Origin of the sequence: Hymenobacter sedentarius (assembly GCF_001507645.1) — a bacterium.
Taxonomy (GTDB): domain Bacteria; phylum Bacteroidota; class Bacteroidia; order Cytophagales; family Hymenobacteraceae; genus Hymenobacter; species Hymenobacter sedentarius.
Genome location: NZ_CP013909.1, coordinates 4,455,815 through 4,472,807, shown reverse-complemented (window position 1 = coordinate 4,472,807; position 16,993 = coordinate 4,455,815). Strand labels below are relative to the sequence as shown.

At 62.4% G+C, this 16,993-nt stretch carries 14 protein-coding genes and 1 pseudogene; 6 read left to right on the top strand and 9 right to left on the bottom strand.

What is annotated here, in order from left to right; genetic code table 11:
* Positions 1-42: 42 nt before the first annotated feature.
* Entirely contained in the window at positions 43-948 is a 906-nt protein-coding gene (locus AUC43_RS18215; RefSeq protein WP_071885967.1) for a hypothetical protein, read from the bottom strand.
* Positions 949-1,195: 247 nt separating this feature from the next.
* Between AUC43_RS18215 and AUC43_RS18210 the strand changes: the two genes are divergently transcribed.
* Positions 1,196-2,155 carry a fasciclin domain-containing protein gene (locus AUC43_RS18210; protein WP_233254048.1) on the top strand — a complete coding sequence of 320 codons (960 nt, stop codon included), beginning with the start codon at positions 1,196-1,198 and terminating at the stop codon, positions 2,153-2,155.
* Between the two features lie 83 nt (positions 2,156-2,238).
* Positions 2,239-3,477, top strand: a complete 1,239-nt coding sequence (locus AUC43_RS18205; protein WP_068197037.1) for an alpha/beta hydrolase — start codon at positions 2,239-2,241, stop codon at positions 3,475-3,477.
* 235 nt (positions 3,478-3,712) lie between these two features.
* On the opposite strand, the gene AUC43_RS18200 is transcribed toward AUC43_RS18205, so the two are convergent.
* Positions 3,713-5,560: a M2 family metallopeptidase gene (locus tag AUC43_RS18200; RefSeq protein ID WP_068197034.1), complete on the bottom strand. Its 1,848-nt coding sequence runs from the start codon at positions 5,558-5,560 to the stop codon at positions 3,713-3,715.
* Positions 5,561-5,726: 166 nt separating this feature from the next.
* On the opposite strand from AUC43_RS18200, the gene AUC43_RS21130 reads away from it, so the two are divergent.
* Complete coding sequence (locus tag AUC43_RS21130) at positions 5,727-6,041, top strand: hypothetical protein (RefSeq protein ID WP_157781167.1); 315 nt, start codon at positions 5,727-5,729, stop codon at positions 6,039-6,041.
* A gap of 77 nt (positions 6,042-6,118) precedes the next feature.
* Here the strand turns inward: AUC43_RS21130 and AUC43_RS18190 are convergent, their stop codons facing one another.
* On the bottom strand, positions 6,119-7,066 hold the full coding sequence (locus AUC43_RS18190; protein WP_233254047.1) for a M90 family metallopeptidase: 948 nt from the start codon (positions 7,064-7,066) through the stop codon (positions 6,119-6,121).
* Between the two features lie 66 nt (positions 7,067-7,132).
* Here AUC43_RS18190 and AUC43_RS20220 point away from each other — a divergent pair.
* A pseudogene (locus AUC43_RS20220) lies at positions 7,133-7,921 on the top strand (IS5 family transposase); the annotation flags it as partial.
* A 9-nt stretch (positions 7,922-7,930) separates the two neighbouring features.
* Here AUC43_RS20220 and AUC43_RS18175 read toward each other — a convergent pair.
* The 3 genes from AUC43_RS18175 to AUC43_RS18165 form a co-directional block, all read right to left on the bottom strand.
* Positions 7,931-9,217 carry a hypothetical protein gene (locus AUC43_RS18175; RefSeq protein WP_157781166.1) on the bottom strand — a complete coding sequence of 429 codons (1,287 nt, stop codon included), beginning with the start codon at positions 9,215-9,217 and terminating at the stop codon, positions 7,931-7,933.
* Between the two features lie 160 nt (positions 9,218-9,377).
* A complete protein-coding gene (locus tag AUC43_RS18170; RefSeq protein WP_068197025.1) occupies positions 9,378-10,829 on the bottom strand; it encodes a DEAD/DEAH box helicase in 1,452 nt (483 codons plus the stop codon).
* Positions 10,830-10,989: 160 nt separating this feature from the next.
* The gene (locus tag AUC43_RS18165; RefSeq protein WP_157781165.1) at positions 10,990-11,940 is read right to left on the bottom strand and encodes a YihY/virulence factor BrkB family protein; all 951 of its coding nucleotides are present in this window, start codon (positions 11,938-11,940) and stop codon (positions 10,990-10,992) included.
* A 103-nt stretch (positions 11,941-12,043) separates the two neighbouring features.
* On the opposite strand from AUC43_RS18165, the gene AUC43_RS20605 reads away from it, so the two are divergent.
* A complete protein-coding gene (locus AUC43_RS20605; protein WP_068197018.1) occupies positions 12,044-12,589 on the top strand; it encodes a DUF2062 domain-containing protein in 546 nt (181 codons plus the stop codon).
* Here AUC43_RS20605 and AUC43_RS18155 read toward each other — a convergent pair.
* Complete coding sequence (locus AUC43_RS18155; protein ID WP_068197015.1) at positions 12,586-13,113, bottom strand: NADPH-dependent FMN reductase; 528 nt, start codon at positions 13,111-13,113, stop codon at positions 12,586-12,588. The genes AUC43_RS20605 and AUC43_RS18155 overlap by 4 nt on opposite strands.
* Before the next feature lie 75 nt (positions 13,114-13,188).
* Positions 13,189-14,421 carry an MFS transporter gene (locus AUC43_RS18150; protein WP_068197011.1) on the bottom strand — a complete coding sequence of 411 codons (1,233 nt, stop codon included), beginning with the start codon at positions 14,419-14,421 and terminating at the stop codon, positions 13,189-13,191.
* A 228-nt stretch (positions 14,422-14,649) separates the two neighbouring features.
* Here AUC43_RS18150 and AUC43_RS18145 point away from each other — a divergent pair, with 228 nt between their 5' ends.
* Positions 14,650-15,807 (top strand): MFS transporter, encoded by a 1,158-nt coding sequence (locus AUC43_RS18145; protein ID WP_068198862.1) that lies wholly within the window; start codon positions 14,650-14,652, stop codon positions 15,805-15,807.
* Between the two features lie 376 nt (positions 15,808-16,183).
* Here the strand turns inward: AUC43_RS18145 and AUC43_RS18140 are convergent, their stop codons facing one another.
* The gene (locus AUC43_RS18140) at positions 16,184-16,939 is read right to left on the bottom strand and encodes a succinate dehydrogenase/fumarate reductase iron-sulfur subunit (protein WP_068198857.1); all 756 of its coding nucleotides are present in this window, start codon (positions 16,937-16,939) and stop codon (positions 16,184-16,186) included.
* Positions 16,940-16,993: the final 54 nt, after the last annotated feature.

The window sequence follows — 16,993 nt, the reverse complement described above, 5'->3', positions numbered from 1 at the left end:
CCGGGCATTCCCGGCTTTTTTATGCGCTATAATCAGCTCAACTTAGAAGTTGTACGACACGCCGGCCGAGTAGCCCGTCGATTTGCCCAGGTTGCGGCCGGCTACGTAGGTGCTGGCGCCCAGCACCACGCCAAAGCCCTGGGCCAACGGCCGGTAGATGCTGGCGCCCACCCGCACAAAATTGACGCGCGTGGCCGGGAAAAACCCGTTGAAGCCTTCTTCCGAAATGTCGGTGCCGCCGTTCGATTCCTGAAAGGAGGCAAAGCCTTCCAGGTAGGTTTTGGGGCCGGCGTAGCCCAGCTTGGCTTCGCCCACCAAGGCGTTGGGCACTTGGCCGGTGCGCAGGCTGTAGCCTACCTGGCCGGTGGCAAATACCCCGGAGCTGGTTTTGAGGTGGGCCACGCCCGCGGCCGTGTACTTGGTGGCGTGGTTGCCGATGGCGATGATGTAGCCGTAGCCCGTTTTGGTTTGGTAATCGCTGATGGGGGTGCTCAGGCTGACCACACCCAGCAAGTCGAGAATGCTGCTGCCGATTTCCCGGCTGTAGGCCTTGAACTTGAGGATGCCGGTGAGGTCCTGCATGCCCCGGCGCACGTTGGTGTAGCCGGCCGTGGAGTAGAGGGCGTCCAGGTCGTTGATGACGGTGCCCGCGGCTTTGCCCTTCGACTGGATGTAGGGCAGGCTTACAATGGCGTCAATCTTGTCGCTGAGGCCGTAGGTGGCGTAGAGGTTGAGCGAGTTGACACGCACCTCGTGGAAAATGGGCACCCCGTCGATTTGCTTCGGCGCGAGGTACACGGTTTCGTAGCGCTCCGTGGTGCCCGACACCACCACCGAGCCGTGGCCTTTGCCCGCCATGAAGCCGCTCACCACGCTTTGGGCCTGCGCAGTAGAGGCCGCCGCCCCACATAAAAAGGTACTTAAAATCAATGCGGAAAAATTTCGCATAAAAGGGGATGAAGAAAAATTAAGGGACAGAAATACTTTCCCAATAGCAAGGAAAAACCAGCCCTTCTGGAGCTGGCCACGCTGCAATTTACGGGTGGGTTTAGGTGCCCGGATTTACCTTCGCGCAATCCGTGGGGCTTTTAAATGCGTTTGTATTCAGGGTATTATGATGAAACTACAGTTTAGCCCGACGAAGTAAAGTTTTTGCACGATGAAAAAAAATTACCAATTACTGCCAACTCTAGCGTTGAGCTTATTCCTGCTGGGCGGCTGCGCAAAAAATGAGGAAGTGGCCCCGTCCATCACCAACATTGCGGTCGCAAATCCCGACTTCCAGACCTTGGAAGACGCCGCCATTCGGGGCAATGTGGCCCTGCTGCTCGGCAACAAAAACCCCAACGATGGCGGCAACTACACCGTATTTGCGCCCACCAATGCGGCCTTCGCCCGCCTGGGGCTGACCTCGGCCCAGGACCTGACGGGGCTGCAGCAGCCGTTTTTGCGCAACACGCTGTTTTACCACGTGTTCAGTGGCACGCTCCCGGGCAGCGCCCTCACGCCCGGCAGCAGCTCGGCGTCGGCGTTGGCGGGGCTGCAGCGGCGCATTATCCGGCGGGCCGATAATAGCCTGTACGTGAACGGCTCCAAGATTCTGGGCACCGACGTGCGGGCCTCCAACGGCCTGATTCACCCCATTGATAAAGTGCTGCTGGCCACGGGGGCCGATGTGCTCAATTCGGCCCTTGCCCTGAACAACGGCGACGTGTTTGTGAAGCCGGAGCTGACTTTTCTGGTGGAAGCGGTGCTGTACTGCAACCTGGCCGGCGCGCTTACCGCCACGCCCGGTAGCGCCCCAATCACCGTTTTTGCCCCCACCGACCAAGCCTTCAAAGACCTGGGCGTGCTGCTGAACGTGCCCCTCAACCATCCCAAGGACATCCGGAAGCTGCCGGTATCCGTGGTAACCAGCGTGCTGCTCAACCACGTGGTGGGCGGGGCGCAAGGCAGCAAGTTCACCTCGGAGCTGCCGGAAAGCACCACCGTGCTTTCGGCGGGCGGTGCCCCCGTGGTATTGGGCGCTTTCAACAACGGCGTACTGACGGTGAAAGGCGGCGGCAATGGCACCAACGTGGCCAACATGGTGATTCCCGACGTGCAGTGCACCAACGGCGTGGTGCACGTCATCGACCGGGTGTTGCTGCCGTAGCGTACGCCGGTACTGTTTTTTTAAAGAATTAGAGAATCCTAGACTCACCCAATCGGGGCGGCCGGGCCATTGCGTAGTTTGATATGTTGACAATTATTTTCCGTTGGGTGGGCCCGTGGGCGGTGCTGGCTTGGTTGCTGCCAGCGGCGGTATTGGGCCAGAAAGCCGCTCCCACTACGGCCGGGCAGGTCAGCCCAATTACCCGGCCCACGGCCAATACCTATCACACCGAGCAGGTGTCTATTCTGAGCCAGCCCGGCAACGTGCGGCTGGCGGGCACGCTCAGCATTCCCGACGGGGCCGGGCCGTTTCCGGCCGTGGTGCTGCTCTCCGACATGGGCAGCCAGGACCGCGACGCCCGCCAAGGCGACTACCGCTTGTTTGCGGGAATAGCGGCTTCGTTGGCCCGCCAGGGCATTGCCGTGCTTCGATACGATGACCGGGGCGTGGGCCAATCCGGCGGCAGCGCCAGCCAGGCCACCACCGCCGACTTCGTGCGCGATGCCCAGGCCTGCCTCAACTACCTGCGCCTGCGCCCCAGCATCGACCCCGCCCAAACCGGCCTCATCGGGCACGGCGAGGGCGGCAATGTGGCCCTACTGGCTGCCGCCCAACCCGCGCCGCCCGCCTTCGTCGTGACGCTGGCTGCGTCGGGAGTAGAAGGGCTGGACCTGCTGGTCCACCAAGCCGAACCCATCACCAACCCTGCCGATACCGCCCGCGCCGGGGCCGCGCGGCGCCAGGCATGGGCCGACGTCCTCAGCAAAGCCGACAAGCTGCGCGCCAGCGGTTCCAACGCGGCCCAGGTAGAAACCTACATTGCCCAGCAGCGCCTCAAGGCCCGCAGCGAAGAGCGCAAGCAGGCCGAAACCACGCTTAAGTTTCGGCGCACCATGCTGGACATCGTGCGGCAAACCGCCGACGACGACCAGGCCCAGGCCATTGTGGTGAACATGCTGCGCCAGCGCTACCCCGACCAGGACCCTGCCCTTACCCGTCGGCGCGCCACGGAGCTCACCACGCCCTGGTACCGCTATTACCTGAAATTCAACCCCCAGCCCGCGCTGCCCGAAGTGCAGTGCCCCGTGCTGCTGGTCCACGGCGGCAACGACCACGACGCCCTCCCCAGCAACCTCGTGGCCCTCGAAAAAGGCCTGAAAGCCAACAAGAAAGTGACAACCCGCCTGCTGCTGGGCGTGAACCACTGGTTCCAGACGCCTGCCTCCGAACTCCTGCCCAACGCCGACGGCACCGTGGATGCTATCATCTCAGCCCAACTGATGGACACGCTGCGCGACTGGATTTTTGAAGTGATAAGGTAGTAAAGGGTTGAAGCAAACAGCTCTGTTTTGAGTTGAGTATTTCGGTATACCGTCTGAAAAAAATCGTCTCTCATGCAGAGTGCAGCGAAGCATCTTATCCCCGCTGAACAAATCGTTGAGCTGTGATAAGATGCTTCGCTGCGCTCTGCATGACAGACGGCTTGCTTATAAGCTACGCGAGAGACTTAGCTTCGTTAGGCATGAATGCCTGAAACGGCTTTTTAGACTTTAGGAATTACATCGTGTATTTCCGGCCCTTGTTCTGCTGCTTTAGGTAGGCCATCAGCGGCTGGAAGTAGTCGACCATGGCGCGGGCCGAGAGGTCTTCGCCGGTTTTCTCCTTCAGCACCACGCGCCAGTCGCGGCTGGATCCGGGGCGCATGATGTCGCGCAGAAAATTGCCTACTTCCTTGTTGCCGTAGTAGTTGGTGGCGTGCGGGTCCTGGTGCAGAATGTTCTTGGCGATGTGGTCGTGGAGCTGAAACAGGATGACGTAGCTCAGGGCGTAGTCGTAGTACTGCGCAGGGTCGTCGTTGATGTGCGTTTTGGTGGCGGGGTCGAGGTAGTTTTCGCCGCGCGTGGTGGGCGGCACCATGCCCTGGTACTGCTTGCACAGCGCCCACCACTTGGCGTTGAGCTGGTCGGCGGGCAGCTTGTCGGCATAGAAGCTATTTTCCCACTCGCTCATCACACCGGAGGCGAAGGGAATGAAAACCACGTAGCTCAGGGCTTCTTTGAGCAGCTGCTGGGTCTGGTCGGTCTTGGTGTTGGGGTCCACCAGGCCAAGGCCGGCCAGGAAGGGCTTCTGCTTGGCCGCCAGGCCCATCATCGAGCCGATGGCTTCGTGGTAGGCGCGGTTGGCACCCTGGCGGAGCAGGGGCGGCACATCGGGGTTGGAATAGCTTAAGTAGTAGAAGATGTGGCCCAGCTCGTGGTGGGCCGTTTCGTACCATTCGGTGTTGGGCTCCACGCTCATCAGGCTGCGCACGTCCTGGTTCAGGTCGATGTGCCAGGCCGAGGCGTGGTTGTTCTTTTTGTAGCCTGCGTCTTTGGGCAGGGGGTAGAGGCTGCTCTTCTCCCAGAACGAGGCCGGGAGGGCCGGGAAGCCCAGGCTCTGGTAAAACCGCTCGCCCTGCTTCACCTGCCACTCGGCACCCTTCTTGGCCAGCACGCCGTCGAGGTTCAGGCCTTTCACGTCCACCATTGAGCCCCAGTCTTGGCCCCAGCGGTTGGGCAGCCAGTGGGCGGGCAGGTAGTCGGGCACCTGCTTTACCTTGTATTTCTTGGCCAGCTCGTAGCGCGCGTAGGTGTGCAGCTCACGGTAGAGCGGGCGCAGCTCGGTGTTGATTTTGCGCACCAGGGCCATCATTTCGTCCCGGGTCAGGCCGTAGTCACTGGCTTGGTACGTGAAGTAGTCGGGGTAGCCCAGGGCCTGCACGGTCTGGTTGCGCAGGTCACGCAGGTTGAGCAGGCCTTCTTTGAGGGTGGGGCCGATGGCCTTGCTGGCTTCCCAGATTTGCTGGCGTTTCTGCGGGTTGGTTTCCTTGCGCAGCAGGTCGTCGATGTCGTTGGTAGTGACGGACTTGCCGGCGTACTTGTAGTCGAAGCCGTACAGCTTTTCGGTCTGGGCGGCTTCGGCCTGAATGCGGCGCTTCACCACCTCGGCAACGGTTTGGGGGTTGTTGGCGGCGTTGTAGAGGGCCGTTTCCAGCTGCTTGGTTTGCAGGTCGGTTAGGTCGGCTTTGTGGGCCAGCAATTCGCGGAGCTGCCGGATGTTGTCGGCGCTGCCCGTGAAGGCGGCCATGCGCTGGTTGGCGCGGGTGGTGGCGCCGGCGTTGGCGGTGTCGCCGGGCACGATGTGCGTGTTCGAGCGCCACTCCGCCTCGCTGGAGGCGGTATAGAGGCGCACGTACTCGGCGTTGTAGCCGGCCAGAAATTGCTCCGCCTGGGCGCCGTAGTCGGGCGGGGCTGGGGCAGTGGGAGCAGCGGTAGCTGCCGGGGCGGTGGCCACGGGGGCTTTTGCGGTGGGAGCGCAGGCGGACAGCGAGGCCGCCGCCAGAATGGAAAGCAAGGGCGTTTTCATGGGGCAAAGAAATGCACTGGAGCGGGCTTTCTTGGGGCGGTTGCTCGGTGGCGCCAGCTGCCCGCGCGGCACGGGCAATGGCGCCAAGCTGCTTCGGCCGACACGGCTGCACCAGCCCACTCCGACATTCGTACAATCCTCATCATTCACTGTATTAGCCTAGTATATGGGCCGTTTTCCTCGTTTTAAGATAAACAGCCTGGTAGCGTTGGTCAGTATTGGCTTTGCCGCGCACGCCCAACAGGGCGGAAAACCCGTCGAACATGGTCTGGAAACTCTCCGAAAAGAAGGAAAGGTGAGCGCCAAAATGCTGCGCGAAGACGAACGAGCCGAGCGCATCCGCACGGTCAAGGACGACGGCAGCATGACCAAAAAGCCCGAGTCCATTCGCAAGGAGGACCGGCTGGTGCACCACAGCAAGCACCCGCAGACACAGCCAGTTCCGTCCGCTCGCTCGAAGCATCACACCACCCTCGAGTAAGCTGGATAGGCAGTACCGCGCCGCTGGCGGCTTGCCCTAATGCCCGGAACGGGCACTGAGGGCTTCTTACGGTTAGCTCAGGCCGCTGTCTGCGCTTGCGCGAGGTGGCAGTCTTTGTACTTCTTCCCGCTGCCGCACGGGCAGGGGTCGTTGCGGCCAAACTTGCGGCGGCTGCGCAGCGTCTTGAGCCACTCGCGCGGGTCGGTGGCCCAGCGCAGAAAGCGCTTTTTGGGGTTCTGGCGGAAGACGCGGCCGAGCAGCTCAAACAGCTCCGGGTGGTTTTGCTGGAGCTTTTCGGGTTTCTCGAAAAAGTATTCGGCCACGACGGCGAAAAACTCGGCTTCGCTGGTGGCCGCGTAGAGGTTGATGTCCGACTTGCCGGCCGCGATGGCTTCGATTTCGCGCTGCATCAGCGCCGCCCACGGCTGCAGCAGCTCAGGGGGAAGGGCGGCCTTGGGCACGCCGTCGATGGTGCCGTCGGCCTCGTCCAGCAGGTGCGCAAACTCGTGGATACCCACGTTCTGGCGGTCGAGGCTGTCGCGGAAGCCCTGCTCGAGCGAGGCCTTCGACAGGCGCATGTAGTGCTGGTTTTGGAAGCCCTGCACCGAGCCCAGCAAGGTGCCCTCGAGCGGTTTTACCTCCTTATTGGGGTCGTCTTCAAGCTTCCAGGCATCGGGTACGATAAGTACTTCGCCCAGATTGCGATACTCCCAACCGGGAAATCCAAACACCGGAATCAGGGCGGACGCGGCCACGAGCAGGCGCGTGGTATCGTCCACTTCGGTTTGCACGCCCGTGATGCGGGTGCTAGCCAAAAACACTTGCACTTGCTTCTCGAAGCGAGTCTTTTCGTTTTTGGTGAGCGACAGGTAAAAAGCCACCCGCTCGGTCAGAATCTGCCGCCAGGCCGCTGGAAACTCCTGGGCCAGCACGGCCGAGCGCCGACGCGAATCGGCGGTGGCGTAGCGGTAAAAGGCGTAGCTAATGGCCGCCACCACGGCCAAGAAAATCAAATAAGGCATCATGGCCGGCTTAAACGGCCAGGCGCGGCAGAGGTTGAGCTAGGGCGTGTTCTCAGTTAATAGGGTAACTTGGGGAATGAACGCAGACCGGACATTACTGACGGATTCGATGTGGGCGGAGTTGTCGCCTTTGTTGCCGGGCCAGGCCAATTGCCGCGGCACGACGGCGCGCGACACGCGCGGCTTTGTGGAAGCGGTGCTCTGGCTGGGGCGCACGGGCGTGGGCTGGCGGGACCTGCCGCCGCATTTGGGGCACTGGCACCGGGTGTACGTGCGCTTTGCCCGCTGGCGCGACAGCGGCGTGTGGGAGCGGGTGGCGAACTGGCTTATCGCCCACAACCGCCGCATCCCCCACGCCCGCCAGCGCCAGGTGCAACTCGATTCGACCAGCATCCGCGTGCACCAGCACGCGGCCGGCGCCGCCAAAAAAAAGGCGCGCAGGCCATCGGCCGCAGCCGGGGCGGGCGCACCAGCAAGCTGCACCTGAGCTGCGACGGGGCCGGCAACGTGCTCAATTGGTTGCTCACCCCGGGACAGGCCGGTGATTGCCCGCAGGCGGCGTGGCTGCTGGCCCCGCACCTGGCCCCGGCTTGCGAAGTGGTGGCCGACACGGCTTACGACAGCGACGCCTTGCGCGGGCTGATTGCCGCGGCGGGCGCGCTGGCCGTTATTCCGCCTACGCCGAGGCGGCGCCACGTCCCCCATTTTGACCCCTGCGCCTACGCCAAGCGCCACCATATCGAGCAAACCGTGAACAAGCTAAAACAGCACCGGCGCTTGGCCACCCGATACGACAAATTGGACGCCTCTTTTCAGGCGTTCATCTGTGCCCGCATCATGACCCTCTATCTTAACTGAGAACACCCCCTAGTGCTTTCCGGTGGGTTGCCGTGGTGCCGCGTCGTAGTTGCGGCCCAGGCGGTAGGCCGTGCTTAGACGGACCCCAATACCTTTGCCGAAAAGGCTGCGTAGTTGGTCGTCCGTGCTTTGGTAGAGCTGGCCGTCCAGGCTGATGGTGAAGCGGCGGTTCCGCCAGCCCAGGGCCACGTTGGGCAAGAGCGTGGGAGTGGCGAAGGTGAGGTTTGCTTCGCTAGAAGAGATTACCGGCCCGGAGGTGGAGGTGAGGGTTGGGCGCCACACTCTGTTCAACTCGTAACCAATGCCTATTATCAACTGCTGCTCGTGTGGCATCAGGATAAATCGCCGAATGCCTATCCGGGCCGTAGCAAGCCAGCCTTCGTAATCGTAGTAGCTCGTTTGAAATACTCCATAGTCTACCACGCCACTGCTGCGGAAGCGGCTTCCGCTCAGCTCGCCGTAGGCTGCCGTGGTGCGGCCAGGTAAAAACAGGTCGGCGTAGAGGCCTGCAAATGGGTGCATCTGACAATCGGCACAGTCTGAGCCGGAGCCGGTTGGGCTATCGAGCATGTTGTAGCGCAGGCCGGCTAGTACCCCACCTTGCAGCGATACTTGGCGGCGCGGCCCGGATTTGGCCAGCCAGTTGCGGCCCAGCTGGTGCGTGGCGTCGCACTGCTGATTATAGGCCTGGACCACGGCGGCCAGTGCTGCGGTAGTGAAAGCAGCCGTTTCGGCAGCCTTACGCGCAGCCGGGCAAGTCAGAAAGTATAGGTTTAGCTGGCTGCGGTAGTTGTTGCCATCGGCAATGACGGTAGTGCCTTCCGTCGAGGTGGAAAGGTATTTTCGCTCGCTCAGGTCGAGCACGTCCCGGCCGGGGCAGCGCAGCAGGTAATGGACCGTGCCCAGCGTGGCCACGCGCAGCAAGGAGCAGGGGCCATCAACCAGCACCTCAGCTAAAAGTGCTTCTGACTTGACGTTGGTTGCATTGCCGCGTGGCAAGCGGCTAAGGCGGGTTTCGGCGGCCTGGTCTATCGGCAGCGTTTCGTAGCGGAAATGCCGGCCGTCCGTGAAATTGAAAGCCCGCACCTCTGCCGGCTCAAACTGCTGGGCGGGGCTGTCGGCGGTAGGCCGGAAGCGAACGAAAGTAGGCGGCTCATTCCAGAACCCATTCTCGATTTCGCCGCGTAAGGTGTCACCATTGCTGCGCACCAGCAACCCCGGCTCAAAGGTTTGAGCGGAAGTGTTTAAAGCAAAGAACAGAAAGCCTGTTAACAGGAAAAGTAGGCGTGGTAGCATAAAAGGGACAGGCTTATAGAAGAACAAACCTACTGAAATATCTTCATCAGGCTCTTCTAAAGCATGGTTTTAAGCCTAGTTGCGCCAAGCGGGTGCTAACCTCATATGGGAGTGTAGCTGAGAGCCAAATCGCTACTCAGTCCGACCCTCGGCTCAACGGCTACCGAATCAGCGCCACTTTCACTTTCTTGCCCTTCACCTTGGCGCCCTGCATCTTCTCGAGCACTTCTTCCGCCACTACTTCGGGCACGGCCACGAAGCTGTGGTGGTCGAACACCTCGATGCGGCCCACCGACTCGCGCTCGAGGCCGCCCACGCTCACGAAGGCGCCTACCAGGTCGCCCGCGCTGATTTTCTCCCGCTTGCCCGCCGAGACGTGCAGCGTGACAGTGGTAGGCCGCGGGGCTTTGGGCAGGGCGGTGGGCAGGGCGGGCGGGCGCAGACCCGCCCACTGCACGGAACTAGCCGAAGGCCAGTTTTGCAGTTTCTGCTGCTCGTAGGGCGTCACGATGAGGTGAGCGGTACCCACGGCGCCCGCGCGGGCCGTGCGGCCGGCCCGGTGCTGGAAGGTCTCGGCCTCGTGGGGCGGGTCAAACTGCACCACGGTGTCGAGCTCGTTCACGTCGAGGCCGCGGGCGGCTACGTCGGTGGCTACCAGCACGGTGGCCGAGCCGTTGCGCAGCTTCATCATGGACTTGTCGCGCTCGGGCTGCAGCATTTTGCCATGCAGTGCCTCGGCGGCCAGGCCGCGGCCTTTCAGAAAACGGGTCAATTCTTCCACCCGGTCGCGGGTGTTGGCGAATACCAAGGAGCGGCCCGCGTTGGGCTGGGTGATGATGTGGAACAGAGCCGCGGGCTTCTGGTCGGCGGCGTTTACCACGTGGCCGCGCAGCACCAGGCTTTCGGGCAGGGTGGTGGCGTTGGAGCCGCCCACGTTCATCACGCGGGGCTTGGTGAGGTACTCGCGCACCAGGGTCAGCACCTTATCCGGCATGGTGGCCGAGAACAGCAGCGTCTGGCGGCGCACCGGCAGGCGGCTGATGATGGTGGCCATTTCCTCTTGGAAGCCCAGCTCCAGGAGCTTGTCGGCTTCGTCCAGCACCAGCACCTTCAAGCGGTTGGGGATGATGGTGCGGCGCTCCAGGTGGTCGAGCATGCGGCCGGGGGTGGCCACCACCACGTGGGGCATCTGCTGCATGCCCTTCACTTCTTCGCGCATGGCGTGGCCGCCGTAGTAGCCGGCCACGCGCAGGTTGGGCATGTGCTTGCCCAAGCTCTTGAGGGCATCGCGCACCTGCAGCACCAGCTCGCGGGCGGGCACCAGCACCAGGGCCTGCACCGTGGCCGACGTGGGGTCAACCTGCTGCAGCACGGCGAGGCCGTAGGCAGCGGTTTTGCCCGAGCCCGTAGGCGCTTGGCCAGCCACGTCCTGGCCATCGAGGGCGGGCGCCAGCACCAGCTGCTGCACAGCAGTGGGCAGGGTAAAATTTAATTCGGCCACGCCAGCCAGCAGGGCAGGAGAGAGGCCGAAATCTGCGAATTGAAGGTCGGCTTTGGCCGTATGGGGGGCCTTTGGGGCGGCACCGGCCGCGGAGGTATCAGGAGTTTGCACCCTACAAAGGTAAACGGTGCGCTGTGGGCAATTAATAATGAAGAATGAGGAATGAAGAATTGGGAATTGAGCTGCAGGCCTCGAACTTCCTCATTCCTCATTCCTCATTCCTCATTCCTCATTCCTCATTCCTCATTCCTCATTAAGCGAAGCGTCAGCGTCAGTAGCCGGCTTCGCCCTCGGCCACGTTTACCAGCCGGTAGCGTACAGCCGTTTTCTTGGGCCGGATATCCAGCCCAATGCGGTGTGCATAGGCCTTGGTGAAGGCCGCCCCGAAGTAAAAAATCATGGCCGAGTAGAACACGAACAGCAGCACCAGCACCAGGCTGGAAGCTGGGCCGTACACCGGGCCCAGGTCGCGGGCCACCAGCAGCCGGCCCAATATCACTTCGCCCAGGCTGATTAGCAGGGCCGTGAGCGCCGCTCCACGCGTGACGGCCCGCCACGGCACCTTGGCCAGACTGAGCGTACGGAAGGTGGCGCCGAACCAGGTCGCTAAAATCAGCCAGCCCACGAAGGCGTTGAGGCCCCGCACCAGGAAGTAGACGAAGGTGGCGTCGAAGTCGTGGATGGCCGTAGCAAACAAGCCCAGCGCCGCATCGGCCGCGAACGCCAGCAGCGACAGCAGGGCCGTGGCCACCAAAATGCCCCCTGACCGCAACCGCTCGCGCAGGGCATTAGAAAATTGGCCCGAGCTGCGCCGGGGCCGAATTTGCCACAGCTGGTTGAGCGAATGCTGGATGATGGTGAACAGCGTCGTGGCCACAAACAGCAGGAACGCAAAGCCTACCCACGTCACCAGGCGGCTGCGCTCCGGGTCGGCCACGTTTTGCACTATCTGCGTGACGAGTCCTGCGGCCGAAGCGCCCAATAGGTCGCTGATTTTGGTGAGCAGCATCACGCGTACCAGGGAGGCGGGGTAGAGCGAGCTGAGCACCTCGATGAGGATGATAAGAATGGGCGGCAGCGCAAACGACGTGAAAAACGCCGTGGCGGCGCCCAGCCGCAGCGGGTCGTTGGCGCCCAGCTCGCGGCCGGCGCGGTGCAGCAAAATAGGCAGCTCGCGCCACCACGGTCCGGGCAGCTCGGGCGGAGAAACTAACTTTGTCATAATACCCGCAGGGCAACATGTTGGGCCGGGCCGTGAGCTCAGGCTCCCAAGCGAAGGTACGGGCTGCCGTATAGCCCGCTGCGTGGCCCCGTTACTTTTATTCATGTCGCCTTCCGAACCCCAATCCTTGCCCCTGGCCCCCGCGCCGCCGCGCTCCTGGCTGCGCCGCCGCGTGCTCGACCCGCTCTTCGATTTACTCAGGTCCGGCCTCTCGCCCGAAAAGCTGGCGCTCACCGTGGGCTTGGGGGCGGCCGTGGGCCTGGTGCCCGCGCTGGGCATCACCACTGTGCTCAGTGCGGCCATTGCCTTGCGCCTGCGCCTGAACGTGGCCGCCATGCAGCTGGCCACGCACCTGATGACGGCCTTTCAGCTGGCGCTGCTCATTCCGTTTTTGCGGGCCGGGGCCATCATCATGGGGCAGGGCAACCAGGTGGCACACCTCACCATCGACCGCCTGCGCCAGCTCATTGCGCATGAGGGCTGGGGCGCGGTGGGCCGGCTGCTGTGGCGGGCCGAAGTGGGCGCGCTCCTGCTGTGGGCCGGGGCCTCCGTGCCGCTCGTCGCCGTTGCCTACTTTGTGCTGCGCTCCGTGTTTCGGCGCGTGGCGCGGCGGCAGACCGCGGCTGCCAGCGAAAAGACCGTGGCTTAAAAAGCCAGCAGCGCCACTGCTTGCTCCCGCAGCAGCTGGCGCGAAAGGTCGTGGTTGAGCTCGTCTTCCTTGTTTAAATCTTGCCCAATAAAGGGCAGGCGCACGCGCTGGGGCAGCACGGCCGTGCCCAGGTACATGAGAATGTCGGTGAGGTGCGTCATGGCCAGCAGGCCGCCCTGGCCCCCGTTGCTGAGGCCCACCAGCGCGGCCTTTTTGCCCCAGATGCCGCCCGGATACGGCAATCCGTCAATAAAAGCCTTGAGCACGCCGGGAAATGAGCCGTTATATTCGGGGGTGATGATGACGATTTTATTGCCGGCATCCAGCATGCGGGCCAAGCGGTTGAACTCCGGGTTGGTGCCCACCTGGGCGTATAGGGCCGTGGCGATGAAATCGACGGGCAGCTCGGCCAGGTCCAGGATTTGATTGGCGGCCCCCAACTCAGTGAGCATGATGCTGTAATAGTTGGCAATGCGGCGGGCGCGGGAGTTGGGCCGGTTCGTGCCAGCGAGGAGGGTTATCAAAACGGAAGGGCGCAGTAAGAATAAGCTAGAGGACAACCGGAAACCCATGTCAGGGTTTCGGCAGGGCAAAGCGGCTCAACTTGCGGCGGCCGCCACGGGCTGCTCGCGGCGCGCCGCCAGCCACGCCACCGCTGCCAAACACAGCGCAAACCACGCCCAGGGCAAGCGCAAATCCAACACCGACAGCCCCCCAAAAACCACGGCGGTCGAGAAGCTGGCCAGTGCCTGAAACGCCTGGTTTAAGCCAAAGATTTCGCCCCGGTCGGCTTCGGTGGTGTGGCGCGCAAGCCGGCCCTCCAGCAGCCCCTGAATTAGGGAGAGGGTGAGGCAGTCGAGCGTGACCAGCACGTAGAAGGCGGCTTTGGAAGTGCCCACCAGTCCGTAGCCGAGCAGCACGGGCGTACCCAGCACCGCCAGCCACACAATGGCACGGCGCTGGTTGAGGCGGTCGGCAAAGTGGGTGTAGAAAACGTAGTTCAGCACAATGCTCAGGCCCCCGAAGTACATGAACAGGTAGGAAATGGCCCGGGCATCGAGCTGCAGCTCGCCCATGCTCACAAACGGTACGAAGTAGAAATAATAGCCCGTGCTGAGCGTGAGCGCCACCTGCGTGAGCACAATGCGCCGAATGCCGGGGTTGCTGGCGTTTTTGGCTTGCAGCCGGGCCCAGAGCGTGAGCGGGTTGATGGCCAGACCCAGTTCGGTGCGCAGCTCGGCGCCGCGCACGCCGTTGCGTTGCCGGTGGGTTTCGGGCAGCCAGAAGCTCAGCAGCACGTTCAGCGCCGCCAGCCCCACGGCCAGCCCAATGACGTAGCCCGCCTGCTGCCCCGCCGGCACCTGCAGCACCGTGAGCAGCACGCCCGCCGCCATGGGCCCCAGCACGAAGCCCAGCGAAATGATAGCGCCCTCAATGCCCAGGTTGCTAAACAGCCGCTCGGGCGGCGAAACATCGGTAATGGCCGAGCGTGCCGTGGCGTACATGCCGTTGGTGAGGCCGTCGGAAGCCCGATTCACGAAGTACAGGCCGGCGCGCACCGGCAGCAGCAGGGTGTTGGCCAGCAGCGTACCCGCGGCTGATAAGATGAAAATGGGCCGCCGCCCGAAGCCGTCGCTCAGCCGCCCCAGCAGCGGCGCCGAAAAGAGCTGCACCCCCAAGAATAAACTGGTGCCCACCGACAGCCACAGCTGCGGCTCGCGCAGCCCCCGCACAAATTCCGGCATCACCGGCCCCACCGCCGCGCCCACCACCACATCGAGCAAAATGATGGCATACAATAGTGGCAATGTGCGGGCGGGTAGGGGAGCCATAAGGCAAAATAAGGCCCTAATCAACTGGTATTGGCCATGCCCTAGCTCAACTGTAGCGGCAAGGAGGCAACCTCATAGGGCGGCGGCTCGTCTAACCGACCTTTGTTATAAAGACACCAAGGAGCTGGCTAGATGCCCCTGGGCCTTTTATCCGAGCCGAAGTTGAGCTGATCTATGCGCCTACTTTTGTGGGCGGGTAGCGGGCTTGGTCGGTGCTTGTTGTATGCTATGAGTGAAGTATTGATACTGCCGCGCACATCGCCCACGCGGGCTCGGATTGCCATTGCGCTGTTCTTTTTTGTCTCAGGTTTTGGCTTTGCCACCTGGGCCTCGCGCATCCCCATTATTCAGCATCGGCTTGGGCTGAACGAAGCCCAGCTTGGGGCCGTGCTGCTGGCCCTGCCGGCCGGCCTGATGCTGACGCTACCCGTGACGGGAAAGCTGCTGCAGCACTTCAGCAGCCGGCAGGTGATGCTGGTGGGGGCAGTGTTTTTCAACGTAGCCCTGGGCCTGCTGGGCTTTGCAGAGCACACCTGGCAGCTGGCGGTGCTGCTGTTCTGCTTCGGCTCGTCGCGCAATCTGCTCAACCTCTCCGTGAATGCGCAGTCGGTGGGCGTGCAGGCCATGTACGGTCGGTCCATCATCGCCACGTTTCACGGCATCTGGAGCGTGGCGGGCTTTGCGGCCGCCGGCCTCGGGGCGCTGCTAATCAAGAGCGACGTGCCGACTGCCTTCCACTTCGTAGCGGTTTCGGTGGTGCTCACGACTGCGGCGCTGCTGTTCTTTCCGGGCAGCTTGCCATTGCCGCCCTCGCCGCGCGCCCGGTCGCCCTTTTCCTGGCCCGAAAAAACCGTGCTTAAGTACGGCCTCATCACCTTTGCGTCCATGGCCTGCGAAGGCACTTTCTACGACTGGAGCGGCGTATACTTTGCCCAAGCCGTGCACGCGCCCAAGAACGTGGCACCCTTTGGCTTCGCTATCTATATGGTGGCCATGACCTCCGGGCGCTTCCTGGGCGACTGGCTCGTGGGCCGCTTCGGCATCAAACCCATCCTGCAAACCAGCGGCGTGCTTATGAGCACGGGCCTGCTCATGGCCGCTGCCTTTCCCACACCCCTGCTGGCAGGCCTGGGCTTCGTGCTCGGTGGCCTGGGAGTTTCATGCGTGGTACCGCTGGTGTTTAGCCTAGTCGGCAAAGCCAATCCGCTGGGCGCCGGAACCGCCATCGCCTCGGTATCTACCGTCAGCTACTTTGGCTTCCTGATGGTGCCGCCGCTGGTGGGCTTCGTCGCCAAAGCCGCCAACCTGCGGTGGTCGTTTGCGCTGGTGGCCCTGTTGGGTGGCTTGGTGGTTTGGATGGTGCCCAAGCTGCGGGATGAAGCTTGAGTTGCTTAGCGAGTGGAACCTCACCCCCAGCCCCTTTCCAATGAGCCACGGCGGCACGGTTGTCATTGCGAGGCCGTAGGCCGTGGCAATCCGTCCTGACAAGGCGACTAGCCCAATAATGTGACAAGCCTCGGTACTGCGTAGTGCCGGGGCTTTGTCGTTAAAAATGGCTTTGTCACATCTCAGGGTTAGGCGCAGTGAGATGACGGATTGCCGCGTTCCGCTGCGCTTCACTCGCAATGACAAGTAGGCTCCCCTCTCTTTTGGAGAGGGGCCGTGCCTGGCAGGGGTGCGGTTCCCCACGAGGCGAGCTTACCTACGCACAAAAAAAGCGCGACGGTTGCCCATCGCGCTTTTCTAAAACCAGACATTATGCTTACGCCAGGTTGTTCGATGTCGCCTTGGCTACGATAAACTCACGGTTCAGCATGGCAATGTTCTCGAGCGAAATGCCCACTGGGCACTCAGCGGCGCAGGAACCGATGTTGGTGCAGGCACCAAAGCCTTCTTTGTCCATCTGGGCCACCATGTTTTCCACGCGGGTCTTGCGCTCAGCATGGCCCTGGGGCAGCAGCGCAAGCTGCGATACCTTGGCCGAAACGAACAGCATGGCCGAGGCATTCTTGCAGGCAGCTACGCAGGCGCCGCAGGCAATGCAGGTAGCCGCTTCGAAGGCACGGTCGGCAATTTCCTTGGGAATGGCAATTTCGTTGCCATCGGGCACGCCGCCGGTGTTTACGCTGATGTAGCCACCGGCCTGAATGATGCGGTCGAAGGCCGAGCGGTCTACGCTCAGGTCTTTGTTGACCGGGAAAGCGTTGGCGCGCCAGGGCTCGATGGTGATGGTGTCGCCGTCCGAGAACTTGCGCATGTGGAGCTGGCAGGTGGTGGTGCCCTTCTCGGGACCGTGGCTGCGGCCGTTGATGAACAAGTCGCACGAGCCACAGATGCCTTCGCGGCAGTCGTGGTCGAATGCTACCGGGTCTTCGCCGGCGTGCAGCAGGTCCTCGTTCAGCACGTCGAGCATTTCCAGGAACGACATCTCGGGCGAAATGTCCTTCACTTTGTACTCCACAATACGTCCTTCGGTGTTGCGGTTGGGTTGCCGCCACACGTTCAGGGTCAGGTTCATCGGTTTAGCGTTGGGGTTGGAACCGGCCATTTTCTATTTTATAGTTTGTCATCC

What these genes read in the sequence shown, in the direction of transcription:
- AUC43_RS18215 (WP_071885967.1), bottom strand. Translation starts at nt 948, where the DNA reads ATGCGAAATTTTTCCGCATTGATTTTAAGTACCTTTTTATGTGGGGCG.
- AUC43_RS18205 (WP_068197037.1), top strand. Translation starts at nt 2,239, where the DNA reads ATGTTGACAATTATTTTCCGTTGGGTGGGCCCGTGGGCGGTGCTGGCT.
- AUC43_RS18200 (WP_068197034.1), bottom strand. Translation starts at nt 5,560, where the DNA reads ATGAAAACGCCCTTGCTTTCCATTCTGGCGGCGGCCTCGCTGTCCGCC.
- AUC43_RS21130 (WP_157781167.1), top strand. Translation starts at nt 5,727, where the DNA reads ATGGGCCGTTTTCCTCGTTTTAAGATAAACAGCCTGGTAGCGTTGGTC.
- AUC43_RS18190 (WP_233254047.1), bottom strand. Translation starts at nt 7,066, where the DNA reads ATGATGCCTTATTTGATTTTCTTGGCCGTGGTGGCGGCCATTAGCTAC.
- AUC43_RS18175 (WP_157781166.1), bottom strand. Translation starts at nt 9,217, where the DNA reads ATGCTACCACGCCTACTTTTCCTGTTAACAGGCTTTCTGTTCTTTGCT.
- AUC43_RS18165 (WP_157781165.1), bottom strand. Translation starts at nt 11,940, where the DNA reads ATGACAAAGTTAGTTTCTCCGCCCGAGCTGCCCGGACCGTGGTGGCGC.
- AUC43_RS20605 (WP_068197018.1), top strand. Translation starts at nt 12,044, where the DNA reads ATGTCGCCTTCCGAACCCCAATCCTTGCCCCTGGCCCCCGCGCCGCCG.
- AUC43_RS18150 (WP_068197011.1), bottom strand. Translation starts at nt 14,421, where the DNA reads ATGGCTCCCCTACCCGCCCGCACATTGCCACTATTGTATGCCATCATT.
- AUC43_RS18145 (WP_068198862.1), top strand. Translation starts at nt 14,650, where the DNA reads ATGAGTGAAGTATTGATACTGCCGCGCACATCGCCCACGCGGGCTCGG.
- AUC43_RS18140 (WP_068198857.1), bottom strand. Translation starts at nt 16,939, where the DNA reads ATGAACCTGACCCTGAACGTGTGGCGGCAACCCAACCGCAACACCGAA.